Below are 20,409 nucleotides of genomic sequence, written 5' to 3'. Positions count from 1 at the left end.
TTCCGTTAGCGGAAGGATTTTGTTTTTTTAACACGCCGGCATTTCGTTTAATTTGTAACTTCAAATACAGATATGAACAATGTCTATATTGATCTGTTTGTAAAGGAGAGGAAGGGATTCAACAGTTAAATTTATTACACTTTATATGAAGGTTTTATTACGCATTATAGCATTGGGCTGTATTTTCAGTATGGCATTCGCATCCGGAGTGAGCGCTCAGGTAACGGTTACCGGGATGATTTCAGACAGTAATAAATTGGTATTACCCTATGCCACAGTTAGCAATTTGAATAATGGCAAACGTTCCCTCTCTGATCAGGGCGGCTATTATAAAATTACGGGTAACCACAACGACCGTATCGTGATTACATTTGTGGGCTATGTACCGGATACCGTAATTGTTAGGGAAAGCGCAGGTACACAAACTTCCAATGTGGTTATGATACCTGCAGGGAAATTTCTGAAAGGAGTGGAAATCACCTCCCAGTATAGCCCTTACCAGAAAGATTCGATTGAAAGACGCAATCTGTACGGCTATATTCTTGATCAGCCTAACAAACCACTGGCAGGCGGAAATACACCACAGGGGGCTGGGATTGTGATCAGCCCTATCACCCGTTTCTCTAAAAAGGAAAAGCAAAAACGACAGTTTAAGGAAAACTATGAGAAGATGGAAAAAGAGAAATACATCGACTCCCGCTTTACTCCGTTGTTAGTAAACAAGGTAACCGGCCTTACCGGCGACTCCCTGCACCTGTTTATGCGGGATAATTATCCGGATTATAACACTATGCGTACCATTGCTAATAATGATCTGCTTTACTGGATCACTGATAAATACAAAGCCTGGAAGGCTAAAAGCCACTAGCTTTCAGTCATTAGCTTATAGCAAAAATGCCGCTACGCGTTACACGTAGCGGCATTTTTGCTATAAGCTATAAGCTAACGGCTATTTCAATTATAGACCTTCACCATATATACAAAGTCTTCCAGTTTCTTAATCTGATCTACCCGGTTCATACCATCCAGGTGGCTTTTATGGCCCAGGTCTTTCCGGATTTGTTTGTCTTTCGGCATTTCATCCAGCAGGTGTTTCAGGTGCGCTGATTTCACTGCGAAAGCAATACCATCGGAGGTAGTTTGTTTGCCGGTCACGATACCTACTACATCGCCTTTGCTATCTAGCAGTGGAGCGCCGCTGTTGCCTGGGTTTACCGGGATAGATACCTGGTAAGCCGTGGTATCGCCATTGAAGCCTGTTTTGGCGCTGATATAACCTCTGCCATAAACAATTTCATCGCGGGGGAAGCCCATGGTGAATACTTCTTCGCCCAGTTTCACGTTCTGTGGTTTCAACGCGTAGGGGAGTGGCTGGCTTTTAAAGGTGGAGTCGGCAATTTTTAATACGGCCAGGTCACTGGAAATATCTTCAAATACGCTGACAGCCTTAAACGCTTCACCTTTATTATTTTGAACATACACAGAATCGGCGCCGGCTACTACATGATAGTTGGTCACAATGTAACCATTACCGGATACCGCAAAACCAGTACCACCATAGGTGCCGGGATTTAACGGTGCTTTGCTTTTGCTGTTCATATCATTAATGAGTGCATTCTGGGAGCGTTGAATATTATTCAGCACCCTTCTTACATCTTCATATTGTGCAGTGGACTTGTTGCGGGCTACATTTTGTATCACAGCAATGGTAGAAAGAGAGGTTACCAGTGCAATACAGGCGGCTGCGGCCAGGTTGGTGATTGTTCTGCGACGGATAGATAACCGTTTGGCTGCCTGGTTGTCGTCCTGCGCCTGTTTGCGGAGGGTTGGCATATCCAGTTGCTGGTGTATCTTTTCCAGTTTGGCTTGTAAGTTTTGACGCTGACCATAATTACCCAGGTGTTGGAGGAACAGCTGGTGTTCTTCTACCTGCCGGTTAATCAGCGGGTTGGTACGGCGTAATTCGTCGAAAGCAGTTTTTTCCTGTTCGCTCATTTCCCCTTCCAGGTAACGCTCAATGTCACGTAATAAGATCATGTCCTCTTTCATGGCTGCTTTCTTCTTATATAGATGTGTTGTATTGATCAAAAAATAACTTCTTCAAACGCATCAGGCACTTATATTTCTGGTTTTTGGCATTTTCGGCGTTGGTATATCCAAACTTCTCTGCTATTTCCTGCATAGATTTTTTATGCAGATAATAATCTTCCAGGATGGTTTGACAGGGTTGGCCGATGCTGCCCATTGCCCCTTCCATAATCCTGAATTCCTGGTCCTTTGCATAATGCTCTTCCAGTTCCTCGGTAGCCGGAATTACTTCTTCCAGCTCGGGAGACAAACTATATAGTCCGTAAGTACGTTGAACTTTCTTGAGCCACAGATGGCGGCAAACCGAATAAAGGAAGGTTTTTAGCCTGCTGCTTAGGGTAAAGTCGTTCTTTTGCACCTTTTCATATAAGACTATAATAGCCTCCTGGAATACATCTTTGGCGTCATCTTCTGAGCCATTATGCTGAAGGATCATCCTTAAAACCACTGGAAAATTCTCTGAATAGATGATTTCCAGTGACTTATCCTCACCTTTTGCCAGTCCCAGCAATAATTCCCTATCTCTTGTTATGTCTTGATTTTGCTTCACTCTTAATACAGTTATTAGGCATTTGGTAACCCAAAGTACCGAAAAAAAATATTTTTAAAAGTTGGGTTACCTTTTGGGTTACCCTGGTATAAAGGTTAAATCATTCAAAAAACAACTTAAATAATTGTAACATGAAGAACGTAATTAAAATCGGTTTCTTAGCTCTGTCTTTCGGTATTTTCGCAGTTGCTTGCGGTGGTGGTGCTAAACCAGAAGGTGATTCAACAGCTACTGCTGCTGCTTCTACTATCGATTCAGCTGCTAAAGTTGCAACTTCTACTGTTGATTCAGTAGCTAACGCTGCTAAAGCAACTGTTGATTCTGCTGCTAAAACTATCGATTCAGCTGCTGCAAAACACTAATTCAACTTTAGGTTTTATAAATAACCGTCCCGGCTTAGCTTGGACGGTTTTTTTGTGCCTGTTAGATTCATAATGCTAATTTTATTGAAAGTTATTCAAAAAATGATACTTGTTGTTGAAAAAAGTATATTTTTTGATATTACCCCTTGGATAATTAAAATCGTGCCGTATTTTTGTCCTACTCTCAAAAAGAGTATACAAACAAGCACATGACACAACAAACGAACTTCGGATTTTTTGGCTTTTATTATTTCTGGTACCAGAAATAGGAAGGTCGTTTGTGTAAAATAAAAGATACTACAAAAAGGCCTTCCGAAACCGGAAGGCCTTTTTTAATGACATTAATAAACCGTAGGTATATGTTACAGCCAGCTTTAGGCAATTCATTTTTTTATTACTTCTCTTACTTCTTTTATGCGAAGAAGCAGGGGACTCGTTTGCAATAACATACTTACTATAAAAGTAACAACGCAAAAAGGGTCCCAGACTGGGACCCTTTTTGTTTTTAATAGCTAGTTGCTACAGCAACTATAAATAAATAAAATCAATCACACACATGAAAATTGCCATACAAGGGTTTGAAGGATGTTTTCACCAGGTTGCAGCCCAGGAATATTTCGGTAAAAAAATCGAAATAGAGTGCTGTGGCTCCTTTGCAGAACTGGTTAAAAAAGCAAAACAGCAACCCGATGTGGATGCAGGTATCATGGCCATCGAAAATTCTATCGCTGGCAGCATCTTACCTAACTATACCCTCATCAAAAATTCCGGCCTGCACATCACCGGCGAAATCTACCTCCAGATTAATCAACACCTGATGGTATTACCCGGCCAAACAATGGAAGACCTCCGCGAGGTGCATTCCCATCCGATGGCATTATTACAGTGCATGGACTTCCTGGAAAAATACCCGCATATCAAGCTGGTAGAAACAGAAGATACCGCCCTCAGCGCCAGACACGTAAGACAAAAGAAACTGAAAAGTACCGCCGCTATCGCCGGTAAACTGGCAGCCGAAATTTTCGAACTGGATATCATCGCGCCAAATATTCATACCAATAAAAATAACTATACCCGCTTCCTTGCCGTATCCCGTACCCCGGTAGCTACCGCGGAAGATGCCAACAAAGCATCGGTATATTTTCAAACCAGCCACGACAGAGGAAGCCTCGCCAAAGTGCTGACACAGATAGCAGTAGCAGGTATCAATCTCTCTAAACTGCAATCCTTTCCTATCCCGGCAAAAGAATGGAACTATTACTTCCATGCCGATATGGAATTCGACAACGCCGCTCACTTTGAAAAAGCACTCGAAAAAATAGCGCCATTGACCGAACACCTGAAAGTATTGGGTATTTATAAAAAAGGAAAAACACATTAATCAGTTTTATGCAGATACAGGTTGCTAAAAGATTACAAGGCACAGAAGAATACTACTTCTCCAAAAAACTCAGAGAAATAGAGGAAATGAATCAAACAGGTACCCGGGTCATTAACCTCGGTATCGGTAGTCCTGATTTACCTCCGCATCCTTCTGTGGTGGCTGCATTGAACGAAAATGCTGCTTTGCCTAATACCCACAACTACCAGGGCTATAAAGGGATTCCCGCCCTGCGTAAGGCAATGGCAGAATGGTATCAGCGCTACTACAACGTAACCCTGAACCCGGATACAGAAGTACTGCCGCTGATAGGTTCCAAAGAAGGGATTATGCACATTTGCATGACCTACCTGCAAGAAGGCGATGAAGCACTCATCCCTAATCCGGGTTATCCTACCTACCGCTCCGCAGTAAACCTGAGTGGCGCTACTGTAGTGGATTACGACCTTATCGAAGCAAATGACTGGTTACCTGATCTGGACGCTCTGGCAAAAAGAGACCTGAGCCGTGTAAAACTGATGTGGGTGAACTATCCGCATATGCCTACCGGCGCTAAAGTAAATAAGGAATTCGCCGCAAAGCTGATTGCTTTTGCGAAACAACATAACATCCTCATCTGCCACGACAATCCGTACAGCTTCATTTTAAATGAACAACCGGAAAGCCTGTTGCAGTTTGAAGGCGCCAAAGACGTAGTGCTGGAGTTAAACTCCCTCAGCAAATCATCTAATATGGCCGGTTGGCGTATAGGCATGCTCGTTGGTAAAGCCGAATGGATCAGCGAAGTATTACGTTTCAAATCCAATATGGATTCTGGTATGTTCCAGCCTATGCAAATGGCTGCTGTAAAGGCGTTGCAGCTGGGGAAAGAGTGGTACGATGACCTGAACAAAATTTATCGCGGCCGCCGTGAAAAAGTATTCCAGTTGCTGGACCTGCTGGAATGCACCTACGATAAAAACCAGGTAGGTATGTTCGTATGGGCGAAAATTCCGGCTACTATCGATAACGGCTATACGTTAACAGATGAGATCCTGCAAAAAGCCCGTGTATTCATTACTCCCGGAGGCATATTCGGCAGCAATGGTAACGGATATATCAGGGTAAGTCTTTGCCAGGATGAAAAAGTATTCGAAGAAGCGATAGCACGCATCAAAACAAGCATACAATGATCGTAACAATAATAGGTACGGGTTTAATAGGAGGTTCACTCGCCATTACGCTGAAAGAAAAAGGCGTGGCAGAGCGGGTGATCGGGGTAGACCATAGCCAGGAGCACCTGCAACGTGCACTGGACCTTCACATCATCGATGAAGGCGCTACCCTGGAAGCAGCCATGCTGCGCTCCGACCTGGTAATACTGGCTATCCCCGTGGATGGCGTATTACAGGCATTGCCTGGTATCATGGATCAGGCGCGCCCTGGTCAGGTAATTATGGACGTAGGTTCTACCAAAGAAAAAATATTGCAACTCGTTGCCGGTCATCCTAACAGAGGTCGCTTCGTAGCTGCCCATCCGATGGCCGGCACCGAGTATTCCGGCCCTGATGCAGCCGTGCGCAACCTGTTCGTAAACAAAACCATGGTATTATGCGACGTGAAAAACAGCGACGAAGATGCCCTGGAAGTAGTGGAAAATATGGTAGACCAACTGCAAATGCGCACCGTATATATGAATGCGGAAGAACATGATCTGCACACCGCTTATGTATCTCACATCTCGCACATCACCTCCTTTGCACTGGCATTAACGGTGTTGAAAAAAGAGAAAGAGTCGGGCCGCATCTTTGAACTGGCCAGCGGTGGTTTCGAATCTACCGTGCGGCTGGCGAAAAGCTCGCCTGATATGTGGGTGCCTATCTTCAAACATAATCGTAATAATGTGCTGGATGTACTGGATGAACATATCAGTCAGCTACAGCAAATGAAAGCATTACTCGAAGCAGAAGACTACGATACCTTTTATAAACTGATTCAAAAATCCAATAAAATCAGGAAGATCCTGAAATAACTTTAATTCTGATAATCTACTTAACTTCAATACTATGGTACAGACAATGGAACAGATTTTATCTAAAACCAAATTCTCCGATCCGTCTTCCGATAAAAAGCCGTTGATCATTTCCGGACCCTGCAGTGCAGAAACCGAAGAGCAGGTATTAGCCACCGCATTGGCCCTGCAAAAAACTGGTAAAGTAGACGTGTTACGCGCTGGTATCTGGAAACCCCGTACCCGTCCCGGTTCCTTTGAAGGTATCGGTACCAAAGGCCTTGCATGGTTGCAGAAAGCCCGCGAAATCACCGGTTTGCCACTGGCGGTAGAAGTAGCTACTGCTAAACAGGTAGAAGATGCGCTGCATTTTGGTGTAGATATTTTGTGGGTAGGTGCACGTACCACAGTAAACCCTTTCTCTGTACAGGAAGTAGCCGATGCACTGAAAGGTGTTGATACTACCGTTTTAATTAAGAATCCTATCAATCCGGATCTCGAGCTGTGGATCGGTGCCGTAGAAAGAATTCAGAAAGCCGGTATCAACAAAGTAGGTTTAATTCACCGTGGATTTTCCAGCTATGGCAATACTCAATACCGTAATGCGCCGATGTGGCACCTGGCTATTGAGCTGAAACGCCGTATGCCTGAACTGCCAATGATCTGCGATCCTTCACATATCTCCGGCCGCCGCGATATCTTACAGGAAGTTTCCCAGGAAGCGATTGACCTCGATTACGATGGTCTGATGCTGGAAACACACGTAGATCCGGACAACGCATGGAGCGATGCCAAACAACAGGTGACTCCGGAGAAACTGGCGGAACTGCTCGATGGTATCGTTTGGAGAAKAGAACATACCGATAAAAAAGATTTCAACTCTGCCCTGGAAAAACTGCGTGCGCAAATCAACCAGGTAGATGATGAAATTATGTTGTTACTCGGCAACCGTATGAAAATTGCAGAGAAAATTGGTACCTACAAGAAAGAAAACAACATCACCATCCTGCAAACAAACCGCTGGAACGAAATCCTGGAGCGCAACATCGCAAAAGGTGAGAAACTGGGCCTCACGAAAGAATTCATCCTGAAATATTTCGATGCTGTTCACCTGGAATCCATCAACCGCCAGAACAAAGTGATGAACGAAGAAAAATAGTAAAACAGCTGTTAGTCATTTACTAAAATGACTAACAGCTACTATCCACATATCTTTCTAAAAGCTATCAGCTAAATGCTCAAACAACTCCACCAGTTTGCACAACAGGAAACTACCTATTTCTTAGGAGAAAGCCTGCTGCAGCTGGGCAATCATGTAGATCGTAACAGGGCCGTATTGGTAATAGATGAAAATGTGGAACGACATCACGGTCATCATTTGCACGACTGGAAAAAAATTGTGATACCCGCCGGCGAAGAGGGGAAAAATATGGCCACCATTGAAACAATCATTGATGGTCTCACTGCTTATGAAGCCGACCGCAAAACCACGCTGGTAGGCATTGGTGGCGGTATGATGACGGATGTAGCCGGATTTGCGGCCAGCATTTACATGCGCGGAATTCCTTTTGGATTTGTACCCACTACTTTGCTGGCACAGGTAGATGCCTCTATTGGCGGCAAGAATGGGGTAAGTCATGGTAAACATAAAAACCTGCTGGGTATTATCCGCCAGCCACAGTTTATTCTGTTCGACTATACCTTACCACTCACCATGCCGGCAGAAGAATGGCATAACGGCTTTGCGGAAATTATTAAATATGCCTGCATCATGGATGCGGAATTATTTGAGTTCCTGGAGCAAAATAAAGAGAAAGCATTGGCCCGTGATGTGGCAGTATTAGAATACCTGGTGGAAAAATCAGTAGCCGCAAAAACGAAGGTTGTGCTGGAAGATGAGCTGGAAACGGGTCCCCGTCGCTGGCTGAACTTCGGTCATACCCTTGGCCATGCGGTAGAAAAGCTGGAACACATCGCACATGGTAAAGCCGTAGCGATTGGTATGGTAGCAGCTACCCGCTTTTCGGAAAAGTTGATGAACCTGTCTTCCTCTGCTACCGTGCGATTGATAAAACTGATCAGCGACTATCAACTGCCAGTAGCTTTTACATCAGATAAAGACGCTGTGTTTGATATCTTTAAACTGGATAAAAAACGCGAGAAAGATGTGATTCATTTTGTGCTGCTGGAGGAAATAGGTAAAGCTACCACCATGCCCGTACCCATTGCAGAACTGAAATTGTTACTGCAGGAGTTGTAAAATTTTTTCTAATCAAATTAAAGGCGGACGAAATATATATGCAAGTTACTGTATCACCAGCTACCATTACCGGTACCGTTACGGCCAATCCTTCCAAAAGCGCTATGCAACGCGCTGTGGCAGCAGCTTTGCTGGCAAAGGGAACAACCATCATCCGTAATCCGGGCCTCAGTAATGACTGTCTGGCAGCACTGGAAGTAGCCGAAAATCTGGGTGCTAAAATCAAACGGGAATGCGATTACTTTGAAATCACCAGCAACGGTGTAGCGCCGTTTTATGATGAAATCAATTGCGGTGAATCAGGCCTGGGTATTCGTATGTTTACGCCTATTGCGGCGTTGTCTTCCCTGCCCATCACCATTGAAGGGCATGGAAGCTTAACTACCCGTCCGATGGATTTCTTCGAGCAGGTACTACCTCAACTGGATGTAAAATGCTCCACACAGGGCGGTAAGCTGCCCCTGCATATCCAGGGCCCGTTACAGCCTAAAGATATTACCATTGATGGATCACTGAGTTCCCAGTTTCTCACCGGTTTGCTCATGGCATATGGCGCCACCGCTGAAAACGTGACGATCACAGTAACAGACCTGAAAAGCAAACCATACATTGCGTTAACCCTGCAACTGATGGCACATTTTGGTGTTCAGGTAACAGAAAAGAATTTCGAAACATTCCATTTCGGTAATAAACAGGCGTATAAAGCGGTAGACTATACCGTAGAAGGCGACTGGAGTGGCGCAGCATTTCTGCTGGTAGCCGCAGCGGTAGCCGGTAAAGCAGAAGTACAGCACCTGAATGTCGCCTCTGCACAGTCAGATAAAGCGATACTGGAAGCGCTGGAAAAAGCAGGCGCCCACCTCATGTCCGGTGTCTTCACCGTGAACATAGAAAAAGGTGGACTCCAGCCATTTGAAATAGATGCAACAGATTGCCCCGACCTGTTCCCTCCGCTGGTAGCGCTGGCTGCTAACTGCAACGGCACTACGAAAATAAAAGGAGTAAGCCGCCTGGCACATAAAGAAAGTGACCGTGGGTTAACTTTACAGGAGGAATTTGGTAAGATGGGTATTAAAATAGACCTGCAGGGCGATCTCATGCTGGTACACGGTGGTACTGGTATTAAAGGCGCCCACGTGCATTCGCATAATGATCACCGCATCGCGATGGCCTGCGCAGTGGCTGCGCTCACGGCAGATGGTCCGGTGACCATCGATAATGCAGAAGCCATCAATAAATCTTATCCGGAATTTTATGACCACCTGGCCTTGTTAGGTGGCAAAGTTGCGGTAAGCGTATAGTTGTTGGTTGTTAGCGTTTGACATCTCACAAAAGCTAACAACAAACGGCTGTTTTTTCACTTTAAATTATCAGCGTGTGAACAGTTTTGGCAGATTATTCAGGGTCACTGTTTTTGGAGAATCACATGGCGCCAGTGTTGGCGTAAATATAGATGGCATTCCTGCCGGATTGCCTTTAAAACAGGAAGATTTTCTGGCAGATCTCGAACGCCGTAAAGGCGGCTCCAGAGGCACTACGCCCCGCAAGGAGGAAGATTTGCCCTTCATTAAGTCCGGTGTGTTTAATGATCATGCTACCGGCGCACCCGTGACCATTTTGTTTGAAAATAACAATACCCGCAGCGCCGATTATGATAAACTACGGGAGTTCCCGCGTCCAGGCCATGCAGATTTTGTAGCCACAGAGAAATTCGGTGGCTTCGAAGATTATCGTGGTGGCGGACATTTCAGCGGCAGGCTCACGCTCAACCTCGTAGCGGCCGGTGTTATTGCCAAGAAAATTTTAGGCAACGATATCCAGGTAAATGCTACTATCACAGAAGTAGGCGGCTACGCTAACGCGGAAGAAGGCCTGGAAGCAGCTATTGCGGCGAAAGACTCTGTAGGTGGTATCGTGGAATGCGTGGTAGACGGGCTGCCTATCGGATTAGGCGAACCCTTCTTTGATTCCCTGGAATCAGCGCTGGCACATGCCGTATTTGCTATTCCTGCCGTGAAAGGCGTTGAATTTGGCGCTGGCTTTGCTGCCGCCAAAATGAAAGGACTGGAGCACAACGATGCTATCCTGGATAAAACAGGTAAAACCGCTACCAATCACGCCGGTGGCGTAGTAGGTGGTATCACCAATGGCAATCCACTGGTATTCCGTATTGCGGTGAAACCTACTTCCAGCACGCCGAAAGAACAACAAACCCTGAACATTAAAAGCGGGGAAGTAGAAACGTTCAGCGTGAAAGGTCGTCATGATTTGTGTATTGCGCTTCGCGTACCCGTGGTACTGGAAGCGGTAACAGCCATGGTGCTGGCAGATTTTATGCTGCTGGAGCAACGCAGACCACGCGTTTGGAAAGGATAACCGTTGGATCGATATAGCTATAAAAAAGAAAGGCCGGAAAATATTTTCCGGCCTTTCTTTTTATAGTGAGGTATCATTTACTGCTCTATCGCCAGCAACTCCACATCAAACACCAGCGTGCTACCCGGGCCGATTTTCGGACCTGCACCACGATCGCCATACGCCAGCTCAGATGGAATGAAAAGACGCCATTTAGAGCCTACAGGCATTAATTGCAGGGCTTCTGTCCAGCCTTTGATCACACCACCTACCGGGAAGGAGATAGGCTGACCTCTGTCTACTGAACTATCGAACACTGTACCATCAATTAAAGTACCGTGGTAATGTGTTTTTACTTTGTCGTTAACAGTTGGTTTAGGGCCATCTCCTGCTTTCAGGATTTGGTATTGTAAACCGTCAGGGAGGGTTACCACGCCTGGTTTTGTTTTGTTTTCAGCGAGGAACTTCAGCCCTGCTTCACGATTCTTGGCAGATTTCTCAGATTTTAACTGCTGCAGATAATTACTTATGCTCATATCACATTGTTCTTTTGACAGTAATAAAGTTTGATTCTTTAGTGCGTCCTGTATGGCTTTGGCTAATACAGTAGGATTGATATTATCAATTCCCTGGGCTTTCAGGTTGTCGGCGATGTTGGCGCCAATACCATAGCTCACGGAATCCAGTCGATTTTTCAGTACCGATGCTTTCGCGGCAGTTTTTACAGCCGGTTTAGCTGCTGGCTTAGGTGTAGGTTTGGTTTGACTGAAAGCTTGTGTAGACAAACATCCCAGCGCACCGATGAACAGGTATTTCTTGTACATAAAAGCGTTGTTGTCAGTAATATTATTTAAAATAAGGGTTTTATTGCTGCCTGCAAGTTAATCAATAAAATATTTTAGCAGGCTGGCCTTTTATGGTATTGAACATTCCGTCATATTTCTTGTTTTTCCCATTGTTATGAAGCCATATGCCCTGTTTCTGTTATTATTATTTTTCGGGAGATGTTTGTCAGCACAGGATACCACTGATCTGTGGAAGCGCGCCAGGTTGAACCCTAACCTCGGCAGGCATAAATATATTGAGTTGAAACTCCACACAGGTACACATTTGTACACCGGTGAAGAGCTGAAAAAGGCACTGGATGATGGATATACGTCGGTGGAACTGCGGATGGGATGGCAATCTACCGGCGAAAAAGCCTGGCAACGGGTATTTAATTACCCCAGTTATGGTATTGGTTTTTATACCGGAAATATCGGTAATCCCACTATTCTGGGGAATCCCAGTGGCGTGTACGGTTTTTTCTATGCGCCGTTTCACCGGCGGAAGAGAAACTATTTTGAACTGGGACTCTCCCTGGGCCTTACTTACGACCTTAATCCCTACGATTCCAGCAGCAACCCGTTGAATGATGCTATTGGCTCCAAAGTCGATGTATACTTTAATCTGGGCGCCACAGGGGTACTGAAACTGTCTGATGCTTTTGATTTTCTATATGGCATAGACCTGACTCACTTCTCCAACGGTCGTACCCATACACCTAATCTGGGATTGAATATGGCCGGGCTCCACCTTGGTGTACGCTTTCACTACAATGTGATCCGTAGTATTGTAGTCCAGCAGATTGATCCTACGTATACGGCCCCACGACGTCCTACATTTGTTCATGCGCCTATACCTCCACAGCAACGTTATAATGAAGTGAGTGCTACCGCGGCTTTCGGCGTAGTACAAACGTCTAGCGATGAACATGTGAATGCCTTTTATGGTACGGCTTCTCTCATACTGGACTACAATCGCCGGCTTTCGCATATGAGCAGCATTGGCGCCGGGCTCGACGGATTTTATGACGGCTCACTGGGTTGGACTTATCATAAGATGTACCCCGTTGTACGTACCACCGATAAAATGCTGATGGGCTTTCACGCAGGTTATGCCCTGCATATAAAGGACTTTGAAATAAGGGCGCAATTGGGTTCTTATGCCTGGAGACGTAATGATGAAAAAGGAAATTACTTTATGCGGGTGGCTTTGCGCTATAATATTGGTCGCTACGGATTTGCACAAATTGCATTGAAAACCCTGGACGGCGGAGCGTCTGATTGGATTGAATGGGGAGGGGGCGGAAAGATGCGCTGGTAAAAAACTGGCGCCCGCCGTTAAGGGGCGCCAGGAGCGTTTTTATTTTACAACAGGCAATATCACACTGGAAGGGTGTTGCGCATCGTGATAGATGCGGATAGTGGCCTTTTTGAAGTCTTTATCAGTGGCTTTGTAAATATCCATGAACTGTTGCGGATTGCGGTCGGCCAGTGGGAACCAGCTACTTTGCACCTGTATCATAATGCGGTGGCCTTTCTGGAAAGTATGCGCCACATCCGGCAAGGTGAATTTCACGTTAGTGGGTTGATCAGGAACAAATGCTTCCGGCTTTTCGAAGCTATTGCGGAATTTGCCGCGCATAATTTCTCCACGTACCAGCATCTGGTAGCCGCCCATGGGGTAGGTAGCAGAAGGTATACGACGATGTTCGCTGCTGGCATCTTCTTCATATTTAAAATCATCCGGGAATACATCAATCACTTTTACAATGAAGTCAGCATCGGTAGTACTGGTGCTGGCGATCAGATCGGCCACCACCGGACCTGCCAGGGTGATATCGCTGGTGAGTACGTCACTTTCAAATACCGCTACATCAGGTCTGCGGGCGGCAAAGCGCTGATCGTCGGTCATGTAGCTGATTGTGCGGTTGAAATGTACATCTTCGGTATATGGAACCGGTTTGGCAGGGTCGCTCACATATTCGCTGAAGTTGTTGCTGCCGGCCGGTTTGGTGAAGTTCAGTTTGCTGTTATCCTGCAGGTAGACAGGTGTTGGCGTCATATCTGCCGGAGGCCATTTAGGTAATTGTTTCCATTTATTTTCACCGGTGAAGAAGATGGTGGCTTCTGCAATGGCAGGTGCTTGTCCTTTGCCTTTCAGGTAATAGTTGAAGAAAGGAATTTCGATGTTGCTGGTATAGTATTCAGCGGTATTGCTACCGAAGCGTACATTGCCCAGATGGGTGCCATCGTTAGATCCCCACTGGCCATGATACCATGGTCCCATTACGATGCGGTTATTGGTAGTGGGGCTTTTTTCTTCGATGGCTTTATAAGTGTTCCAGGCGCCGAAGCAGTCTTCTGCATCAAATAGGCCACCAACTACCAGCATCGCTGGTTTTACGTTTTGGAGGAAGTTACGCACGTTGCGGGCTTTCCACCAGCTATCGTAAGTAGGATGTGCATACATCTCGTGCCAGAAGGCAACGCTATCGCCGATAATTTTGGAGAAGTTAGGCAGCGCGCCGGTTTCCAGGTAATATTTATAGTTATCATGCGTATAGTAGTCGATGCCTTTAGGACCTACAGTAGTAGGTTTTGGATGTGGCTGATCGAAAACAGTGTAGAAAGAAAACGCGTCGGAAATAAAGAACGCACCGTTGTGATGAAAGTCATCTCCTATAAACCAATCGGTCACAGGCGCCTGTGGGCTCACCGCTTTTAGCGCAGGGTGGTTGCTCAGGGATGCCATGGTAGAGTAGAAGCCAGGATAGGAAGTTCCCAGTACCCCTACATTACCGTTGTTGCCCGCAAGGTTTTTCACCAACCAGTCGATGGTGTCGTAAGTATCGCTGGCTTCATCGATTTCTGTTTTGCCCTTCTTGGAGGGATTAAAAGGACGCACATTTACAAACTTGCCTTCACTCATCCAGGTACCTCTTACATCCTGTGTTACCAGGATATAACCTTCTTTCATATAGTTGTTGTAGTACGTTTTGTAATACGGACGGAAATTATTTTCGCCATAAGGAGCGCAGGAATACGGCGTGCGCGTCATCAGAATGGGATGTTTCTCTGATTGATCCTTAGGCAGGTAAACAGCCGTAAATAATTTTACCCCATCCCGCATGGGGATATATACTTCTTTTTTGGTGTAGTGTTCGTACATCCAAAGGGAGTCCTGATTAATAGCTTTAACCGCAGCGGGTATCAGGAATAGCGCGGTGCAGGCCAGTAGCAGCCATTTTCTCATAAACGGTTTATTTAAGATTTAGATTGGGGCAAAGTAATAAAAAAAATATGGATGGCTGTCAGGTTATGTGGGGAACGGTTATTGCCCCAGCTTTTCCCGCTCTTTTTTAGGTAAACTGGCCACTACCAGGTTGTAAGAATTTTTAATCCATTCCAGTATCAGTTTGTTGGAGATACCGGAGTGTACATCCACCGTATTCCAGTGTTTCTTGTTCATGTGATAGCCAGGAATAACGCCTTCATAGCGTTCACGCAGCTCTACGGCTTCTTCCGGATCACATTTCAGATTGATGGCCTGGAAATCTTCTATGCCGCTGAGGGCAAATACTTTACCGCTTACTTTATATACCAGGGTTTGATCTCCGAAAGGAAATTCTTCAGTGACACCGGGAAGAGAAAGGCAATATTCCTGAAATTGAGCGAGGGTCATGATGATAATGATTTACTGATTTTTGAATGCAGATTGGCTGCATACAAAAATCAGTAAATTTTTGGATATTCTACATGTACAAATGAGATACGTTGCTATGGTAACGGAGTATAATAGAATTGACTGGTGAAAGTGCTGGTTTGGTCTCTGGTAAGAGTACCTGATAGTAATGTAGTCTTTCTGGATTTCACATACGGGGTATTAGGATAATAGGTATCCGTAAAGGTGGCTTCACTTGTGTAGTTAGATCCTACAACATCGCTAGCATTACTGAAGTGTTTGAGTTTTGACTGGATTTTCCCCCTGAGGAACGAGATTGATAGTGGATGAAGAAACGGTAGCAATATATCTTCCAGGTAAGGATTTGATTGGCGAATAGCAGCCAATGTTCCTGGAACATTTTCATAGTCGCAATCATATCTGGAGTCTTCCAGTACAAAAGATTTTTCTCCAGCGGTGGGGTATTGGTTTTTTTCATATGCAAGGGACTTCAGTTCTACAGTTGCCAGCTGGTCATTGACATAAGTCTTCTTGTAAGTATCTATAAATCGAAGTCGTAAGGTGCCGATAATTATAAGCTCGCTATCTATAGATTGTATTACTCTTCCTTTGTTATCAAGCAGCATATGGATGGTATCCGTCATAAATAATTTACTGCCATTGGTGATGGAATCTATGCCTGCCCCATATGATGTTATTTCCTGGTTGCTGAACGAGATTTGACTCTTCAACATCAAATTCCAATTGTTATCTTTTTTTTGATAAGTCTCAACGCTTTTAGGTAGGTCATGTTCATCATATGCTATGTGGAAACGATAGTGGGGGGTAACGTACGTGATAATTTGTTGTTTGGAATTATAGGCAAAGCTATCCGTCATCGTTTTATTAATATAGATGGATCGTAACAGGTGCTCTCCTGGGCCCAGTATAAGTTCTGGTTCCGGGGTTATGTTATCTTTTTTCTTACATGCCATACTTCCCAGTATTCCCAGGATGGCGATGATGTACAGTACTTTTATAGTTTTCATAAAATTACTTAATTCAGTTTTACATTTTTATAGCCATAACTAATCACCATATTCAATCCTGTGAAGGTTTGTGTTTGTGCATAGTTAGTGGTGTCCACCATTTTATAGGTAACTGGTACATTGGTCAGCGGAATAGCTTCTGATTGGTATTTTATGTTTGTCACATAACGTTCGCTGCCCAGGAAAGGAAAGTATTGGTTGCTGGTGCCGGGGAAATTTTCGCCGATAAGGGTGCGGAATAATATCGGATTTTTGGCTACCAGTTTGTAAAGTGGATTACGGGTTTGATTGTATTGCATCTCGAAGTTATCCTTGTATATCGCTTCGCTGGCGGCATTCCCAATCATGATGTTGTAAGACATGAAGTTGAAGCTGCGGATATTGTTGCCCGTATATTGGTAATCTATATAAAGTACAAATTTATTGTTAAGATAGGGAAGGAAACTGAGGGTATCTTTGGTGCCCAGTAGTGTTAACTGATTGTTGCTGTTAAGGGCCAGCGTAGTGGTATCGCGGGTAGCAACAACAGTTCCCATTTCCCGATACTTTGTAGTATAGATGAATAACTTACTGGCTTGCCATACTACCGAGTCTTTCTGGCTAAGGCTTTTGCTGGTGTTATCATTTTCATTATAATATTTGGCCATGGTAACATAGCCGCCCCCGTTATAGGTATAGGTGGTATAGTTTTGCCACTGGCGTTTGTAAGTACTGTAATCCCATCTTTCTGTCACCTGTTGCTGATCATTATATACCAGGCTGTCTTTGGGCACATTGTTGATCCGGATGGAGGTTACCAGGCGGCTGTCTTTGGGAATTTCTTCCGGTTTGGAAGGCTGGGTGGTGTCTTTTTTACACTGACAGGCAGGGGCCAACATCAATGACAATACGGTAGCGTAGTACAGCACGCTTTTTTTTGCATACAGCATAGAGAATAGGTTATAGAACAATCAGGAATCAAAATTAGCGATTAAATAAGGAAACGAACGTGTTCGAAAGTTATCAAGATGAAGATTATGAGGGAGATGAATAGCAATAAAATTGGGTTATCTTTACCTGCTAATAATCCCTTAACCGCCAACAATGAAACGAATTTGTTTATTCCTCCTGCTGATACTGATAGTGGCTTCCTGTAAACAGGAAAAGAGCCTGGAACCCCCAACAACAACGCCCCCAATAGTTGTTCCTCCGGTGGTAACGCCGAAGGATAATTATCTGCTTAGTACTGTTAGTGTTCGTTATGATGCTGGTAAAGGAAAAGATAGCGTACGGTTCGTTTACAATGATAAAAATCAGGTAACGGATAGTTATGTTGGTGAAGGAGCCGCGGCCTACTTTCTGTACAGCCACAGCCGCTTCCGTTATAACKACGCAGGAAAAGTAATCAGGGCAGAACAGTATGTTTATCCTGCTTTGTATAAGCCGGAAAACTTAGTGTTCATTGATTCACTCAAATGGACTTCTGCTTCCGAAATGCTGTCATATGGTATTCATGTGGATAATACTGCCATTGTTCCTATTGTAACCACTCGTTTAAATGGAAACGGGCAAATCAATTACTTTGATAACCTGGCATTGGATTACCTGGAGAAATATGAATATCAAAATAAAGACATTTCTAAGCTGATTACTATAGATAGGACGGGAAAAGAAACACTCACCACTTATGAGTATAATGATAAGCTGAATCCGTTTTACCAGGTGTTCGTTCAGAACCCATTTTTTTATGACATAACATTCTATATAAGTAGTTATTGCTCGTTTAGTGAGCATAACGCGACTAAAATCATAGGCCCCAAATCCCGTACAGATATTCGTTATAAGGTTGACCCGGTAACAGGATTGGTATCTGAGCAGGAAAAGACCGAGACCTATTCTGATGGGTATCAATATACGACCACCAGTACTTTCAGTTATATCAAAGCGAAGTAGTGTATCTGTTATAATAAAGCCCTTATTCTTTCTGTATCAGAAGAATAAGGGCTTTTGCGATATATGATTTGCCGGAGTAGTTACTGCATCTTTATATAGGTGAACACAGTAGTGGATCGGGCGGTATCACCGGGAGAAGTTATGGATTTATGAATTTGTTCTTCCAGCAAGTGAGTAGTAGGATTATATTTATTTTCATATAATTCTACAAACGAATAAAACGGCCCTCCGTTAGCACTGCGGTTGGTGGTTATTTTGGTAACGTTGTGTTTACTGGGTAATATGGGGTAGGGGCTGGTGACTGAATGTAAATTAACATATGTATTGTTCAGATACATTTCATAGAACGGATTAGGCATGGTGTCATATTCGTAAGTTGTTATTAATTTAACGGGAGTGCCATATGAGGTAGTTGTTCTGAGCTCCATAAGGTCTCCATTCTGGTAGATGTATTCCTCGGAACGAAGCGGACGAATCATAGAAATTGGTTGTCCGGCACTGTTGTATTCATACCTGGAGGTATCGTTGGCAGTTGCAGCCTTGGTCAGATATCTTCTATAAAATGTGGCGTTGTTTCCAAGCCATACAGTAGAGTCGTAAACAACTGGTATGAGACTGTCTGTGCGGGATTCCACGGTATACGTAAGTCGTCCGTTATTATCATAGGTCATCATCTTATTCCCGATACTTCCCGCCTGGTTTCCAATGCTGACTCTGATGCGCGTTAATTGATATTTGTTGTTGTATTGAAAGTCGAGACTATCCATAATAGGTACATACACCACCGTTTTTATCAGGTATCTGTCTTTCGGTGTTTCCGGTTCCGGTGTAACGTTATTATCATTTTTGCCACAGCCAGCCATTGCCAGGAATGTTGCTACTGCTATGCATTTCAGCGCAGTAGCTTTTTTGAATGTAAACATAGGTTTGTTATCTTTTTTATAGGTAGAAAGTTACTGGCTAAGGCACTTTTACATAATCGTATTTGGTGTAAATCTGATAGATGTTATTGCTGGGTCCATGTCCTTCCAGTGTTTTCAACTTAAGAAGACCAGTGGTTGCGTCACAGTCGTTAGTTATTTTGAAATTTTTGGTAGGGTTTGGTCCGTCTATATAGTAACGAGTCTCTGTTGCTCTTTTGGCGTTGTGCTCACTGGTGATGATATCATAAGTTTCAAATGATAAACAAAAACGGTCCTGGAAAAATGGCATTTCTAAGAATAGTTGATAAAATGGATTGGCCGTTGAGTCGTACTCAAATGTATTTTCAACATGATTTAAACGTTCCTCTCTGGGAGGTTTGGGCGCAATATTCATATTTTGAGAAAACTTCAGCAGATCATTTTTCTGATAGTCCAGGGTGATATAATCATACCCGGTTATTAGCGAAGCTTGTCCGTTTGCATTTAAATTATAGGAGGTAACATACGCAACGGGTACGCCCTTGGGGTCCGTTAAGTAATCAGTGGTGGATAAGGTCACTTTTTTCGTATCCCATACCAGCGCGTCCACATAGGCCACATATTCAGGCTTATTTTTTGCAAGGTATAGGTGTCTTATTTCTCCTACTTTTCCTGCATCATTGTATTTTAATGTAGTACGACTATTAAATCCGGGTATTTGGTAAGCCTGTTCTCCGTAGTATTGCGAAACCTCAATTAATTGATTTTTACTATTGTATGAATAGCGAAGCCGGATCGTATCACCGCCATAATCGGCCCATTGGGTAATCCCTTTCAGCAGGTATTTATCTTTTACCTTTTCTGGTACAGGAGGTGTTTCGGTGTTGTCGTTTTTTTTGCTACAGGCCATTGCCATTAATGAAGCGGCAAGTACCACGATGTGGGATATTTTCATTGCTTAGTTAGGAATATATAGGTGATTGAATACAGACAGAATTTTACCAAAATAAAATAGTCCTGTACGTTAGTATACCAACGCACAGGACCCGGCACTT

20 protein-coding genes are annotated in these 20,409 nt (G+C 44.1%); 11 read left to right on the top strand and 9 right to left on the bottom strand.

Annotated features, from left to right (window positions below):
• The first annotated feature begins 145 nt into the window (after positions 1 to 145).
• Positions 146 to 868 carry a peptidase associated/transthyretin-like domain-containing protein gene (locus AC1DFM_RS04355; protein ID WP_477075502.1) on the top strand — a complete coding sequence of 241 codons (723 nt, stop codon included), beginning with the start codon at positions 146 to 148 and terminating at the stop codon, positions 866 to 868.
• An 86-nt stretch (positions 869 to 954) separates the two neighbouring features.
• Here the strand turns inward: AC1DFM_RS04355 and AC1DFM_RS04350 are convergent, their stop codons facing one another.
• Complete coding sequence (locus AC1DFM_RS04350; RefSeq protein WP_477075501.1) at positions 955 to 2,088, bottom strand: S1C family serine protease; 1,134 nt, start codon at positions 2,086 to 2,088, stop codon at positions 955 to 957.
• Positions 2,063 to 2,638 carry an RNA polymerase sigma factor gene (locus tag AC1DFM_RS04345; RefSeq protein ID WP_477075500.1) on the bottom strand — a complete coding sequence of 192 codons (576 nt, stop codon included), beginning with the start codon at positions 2,636 to 2,638 and terminating at the stop codon, positions 2,063 to 2,065. The genes AC1DFM_RS04350 and AC1DFM_RS04345 overlap by 26 nt, the downstream gene beginning before the upstream one ends.
• Positions 2,639 to 2,769: 131 nt before the next feature.
• Between AC1DFM_RS04345 and AC1DFM_RS04340 the strand changes: the two genes are divergently transcribed.
• The 8 genes from AC1DFM_RS04340 to AC1DFM_RS04305 all read left to right on the top strand — a co-directional run bounded on the left by AC1DFM_RS04340 (position 2,770) and on the right by AC1DFM_RS04305 (position 11,007).
• Positions 2,770 to 3,000, top strand: coding sequence for a hypothetical protein (locus AC1DFM_RS04340; protein WP_477075499.1), 231 nt, complete (start codon positions 2,770 to 2,772; stop codon positions 2,998 to 3,000).
• Between the two features lie 556 nt (positions 3,001 to 3,556).
• Complete coding sequence (locus tag AC1DFM_RS04335; protein WP_477075498.1) at positions 3,557 to 4,381, top strand: prephenate dehydratase; 825 nt, start codon at positions 3,557 to 3,559, stop codon at positions 4,379 to 4,381.
• An 8-nt stretch (positions 4,382 to 4,389) separates the two neighbouring features.
• On the top strand, positions 4,390 to 5,553 hold the full coding sequence (locus AC1DFM_RS04330) for a pyridoxal phosphate-dependent aminotransferase (protein WP_477075497.1): 1,164 nt from the start codon (positions 4,390 to 4,392) through the stop codon (positions 5,551 to 5,553).
• Positions 5,550 to 6,392, top strand: coding sequence for a prephenate dehydrogenase (locus AC1DFM_RS04325; RefSeq protein WP_477075496.1), 843 nt, complete (start codon positions 5,550 to 5,552; stop codon positions 6,390 to 6,392). Before AC1DFM_RS04330 ends, AC1DFM_RS04325 begins: the two co-directional genes overlap by 4 nt.
• Before the next feature lie 34 nt (positions 6,393 to 6,426).
• The gene (locus tag AC1DFM_RS04320) at positions 6,427 to 7,530 is read left to right on the top strand and encodes a chorismate mutase (protein WP_477075495.1); all 1,104 of its coding nucleotides are present in this window, start codon (positions 6,427 to 6,429) and stop codon (positions 7,528 to 7,530) included.
• 75 nt (positions 7,531 to 7,605) lie between these two features.
• The gene (gene aroB, locus AC1DFM_RS04315) at positions 7,606 to 8,631 is read left to right on the top strand and encodes a 3-dehydroquinate synthase (RefSeq protein WP_477075494.1); all 1,026 of its coding nucleotides are present in this window, start codon (positions 7,606 to 7,608) and stop codon (positions 8,629 to 8,631) included.
• Between the two features lie 38 nt (positions 8,632 to 8,669).
• Positions 8,670 to 9,932 (top strand): 3-phosphoshikimate 1-carboxyvinyltransferase, encoded by a 1,263-nt coding sequence (aroA, locus tag AC1DFM_RS04310; RefSeq protein WP_477075493.1) that lies wholly within the window; start codon positions 8,670 to 8,672, stop codon positions 9,930 to 9,932.
• 76 nt (positions 9,933 to 10,008) lie between these two features.
• Positions 10,009 to 11,007, top strand: coding sequence for a chorismate synthase (locus tag AC1DFM_RS04305; RefSeq protein WP_477075492.1), 999 nt, complete (start codon positions 10,009 to 10,011; stop codon positions 11,005 to 11,007).
• A 77-nt stretch (positions 11,008 to 11,084) separates the two neighbouring features.
• On the opposite strand, the gene AC1DFM_RS04300 is transcribed toward AC1DFM_RS04305, so the two are convergent.
• Entirely contained in the window at positions 11,085 to 11,810 is a 726-nt protein-coding gene (locus AC1DFM_RS04300; RefSeq protein WP_477075491.1) for an FKBP-type peptidyl-prolyl cis-trans isomerase, read from the bottom strand.
• A gap of 136 nt (positions 11,811 to 11,946) precedes the next feature.
• Between AC1DFM_RS04300 and AC1DFM_RS04295 the strand changes: the two genes are divergently transcribed.
• A complete protein-coding gene (locus tag AC1DFM_RS04295; protein ID WP_477075490.1) occupies positions 11,947 to 13,131 on the top strand; it encodes an acyloxyacyl hydrolase in 1,185 nt (394 codons plus the stop codon).
• 39 nt (positions 13,132 to 13,170) lie between these two features.
• Here AC1DFM_RS04295 and AC1DFM_RS04290 read toward each other — a convergent pair whose 3' ends face one another.
• From AC1DFM_RS04290 to AC1DFM_RS04275, 4 genes are all read right to left on the bottom strand, one after another.
• A complete protein-coding gene (locus AC1DFM_RS04290) occupies positions 13,171 to 15,063 on the bottom strand; it encodes a CocE/NonD family hydrolase (RefSeq protein WP_477075489.1) in 1,893 nt (630 codons plus the stop codon).
• 78 nt (positions 15,064 to 15,141) lie between these two features.
• Complete coding sequence (locus tag AC1DFM_RS04285) at positions 15,142 to 15,492, bottom strand: MmcQ/YjbR family DNA-binding protein (RefSeq protein WP_477075488.1); 351 nt, start codon at positions 15,490 to 15,492, stop codon at positions 15,142 to 15,144.
• Positions 15,493 to 15,587: 95 nt separating this feature from the next.
• Positions 15,588 to 16,520 (bottom strand): hypothetical protein, encoded by a 933-nt coding sequence (locus AC1DFM_RS04280; protein WP_477075487.1) that lies wholly within the window; start codon positions 16,518 to 16,520, stop codon positions 15,588 to 15,590.
• 8 nt (positions 16,521 to 16,528) lie between these two features.
• A complete protein-coding gene (locus tag AC1DFM_RS04275) occupies positions 16,529 to 17,449 on the bottom strand; it encodes a hypothetical protein (RefSeq protein WP_477075486.1) in 921 nt (306 codons plus the stop codon).
• Between the two features lie 154 nt (positions 17,450 to 17,603).
• Here AC1DFM_RS04275 and AC1DFM_RS04270 point away from each other — a divergent pair, with 154 nt between their 5' ends.
• Complete coding sequence (locus AC1DFM_RS04270; protein ID WP_477075485.1) at positions 17,604 to 18,452, top strand: hypothetical protein; 849 nt, start codon at positions 17,604 to 17,606, stop codon at positions 18,450 to 18,452.
• An 80-nt stretch (positions 18,453 to 18,532) separates the two neighbouring features.
• Here AC1DFM_RS04270 and AC1DFM_RS04265 read toward each other — a convergent pair whose 3' ends face one another.
• On the bottom strand, positions 18,533 to 19,375 hold the full coding sequence (locus AC1DFM_RS04265) for a hypothetical protein (RefSeq protein WP_477075484.1): 843 nt from the start codon (positions 19,373 to 19,375) through the stop codon (positions 18,533 to 18,535).
• Positions 19,376 to 19,412: 37 nt separating this feature from the next.
• Positions 19,413 to 20,309: a hypothetical protein gene (locus tag AC1DFM_RS04260; RefSeq protein WP_477075483.1), complete on the bottom strand. Its 897-nt coding sequence runs from the start codon at positions 20,307 to 20,309 to the stop codon at positions 19,413 to 19,415.
• Between the last annotated feature and the right edge of the window lie 100 nt (positions 20,310 to 20,409).

The sequence above is a fragment of the Chitinophaga sp. 05T412 genome, from assembly GCF_056396465.1.
The sequence above is the reverse complement of the archived record's forward strand: the minus strand, read 5'-3'. Positions and strand labels throughout refer to the sequence as shown.

Bases quoted from the DNA above. Each gene is read 5' to 3' on its own strand.
- AC1DFM_RS04335 (WP_477075498.1), top strand. From the start codon at position 3,557: ATGAAAATTGCCATACAAGGGTTTGAAGGATGTTTTCACCAGGTTGCA.
- AC1DFM_RS04260 (WP_477075483.1), bottom strand. From the start codon at position 20,309: ATGAAAATATCCCACATCGTGGTACTTGCCGCTTCATTAATGGCAATG.
- aroB (WP_477075494.1), top strand. From the start codon at position 7,606: ATGCTCAAACAACTCCACCAGTTTGCACAACAGGAAACTACCTATTTC.
- AC1DFM_RS04265 (WP_477075484.1), bottom strand. From the start codon at position 19,375: ATGTTTACATTCAAAAAAGCTACTGCGCTGAAATGCATAGCAGTAGCA.
- AC1DFM_RS04290 (WP_477075489.1), bottom strand. From the start codon at position 15,063: ATGAGAAAATGGCTGCTACTGGCCTGCACCGCGCTATTCCTGATACCC.
- AC1DFM_RS04280 (WP_477075487.1), bottom strand. From the start codon at position 16,520: ATGAAAACTATAAAAGTACTGTACATCATCGCCATCCTGGGAATACTG.
- AC1DFM_RS04285 (WP_477075488.1), bottom strand. From the start codon at position 15,492: ATGACCCTCGCTCAATTTCAGGAATATTGCCTTTCTCTTCCCGGTGTC.
- AC1DFM_RS04355 (WP_477075502.1), top strand. From the start codon at position 146: ATGAAGGTTTTATTACGCATTATAGCATTGGGCTGTATTTTCAGTATG.
- AC1DFM_RS04300 (WP_477075491.1), bottom strand. From the start codon at position 11,810: ATGTACAAGAAATACCTGTTCATCGGTGCGCTGGGATGTTTGTCTACA.
- AC1DFM_RS04330 (WP_477075497.1), top strand. From the start codon at position 4,390: ATGCAGATACAGGTTGCTAAAAGATTACAAGGCACAGAAGAATACTAC.
- AC1DFM_RS04340 (WP_477075499.1), top strand. From the start codon at position 2,770: ATGAAGAACGTAATTAAAATCGGTTTCTTAGCTCTGTCTTTCGGTATT.
- aroA (WP_477075493.1), top strand. From the start codon at position 8,670: ATGCAAGTTACTGTATCACCAGCTACCATTACCGGTACCGTTACGGCC.
- AC1DFM_RS04295 (WP_477075490.1), top strand. From the start codon at position 11,947: ATGAAGCCATATGCCCTGTTTCTGTTATTATTATTTTTCGGGAGATGT.
- AC1DFM_RS04325 (WP_477075496.1), top strand. From the start codon at position 5,550: ATGATCGTAACAATAATAGGTACGGGTTTAATAGGAGGTTCACTCGCC.
- AC1DFM_RS04275 (WP_477075486.1), bottom strand. From the start codon at position 17,449: ATGCTGTATGCAAAAAAAAGCGTGCTGTACTACGCTACCGTATTGTCA.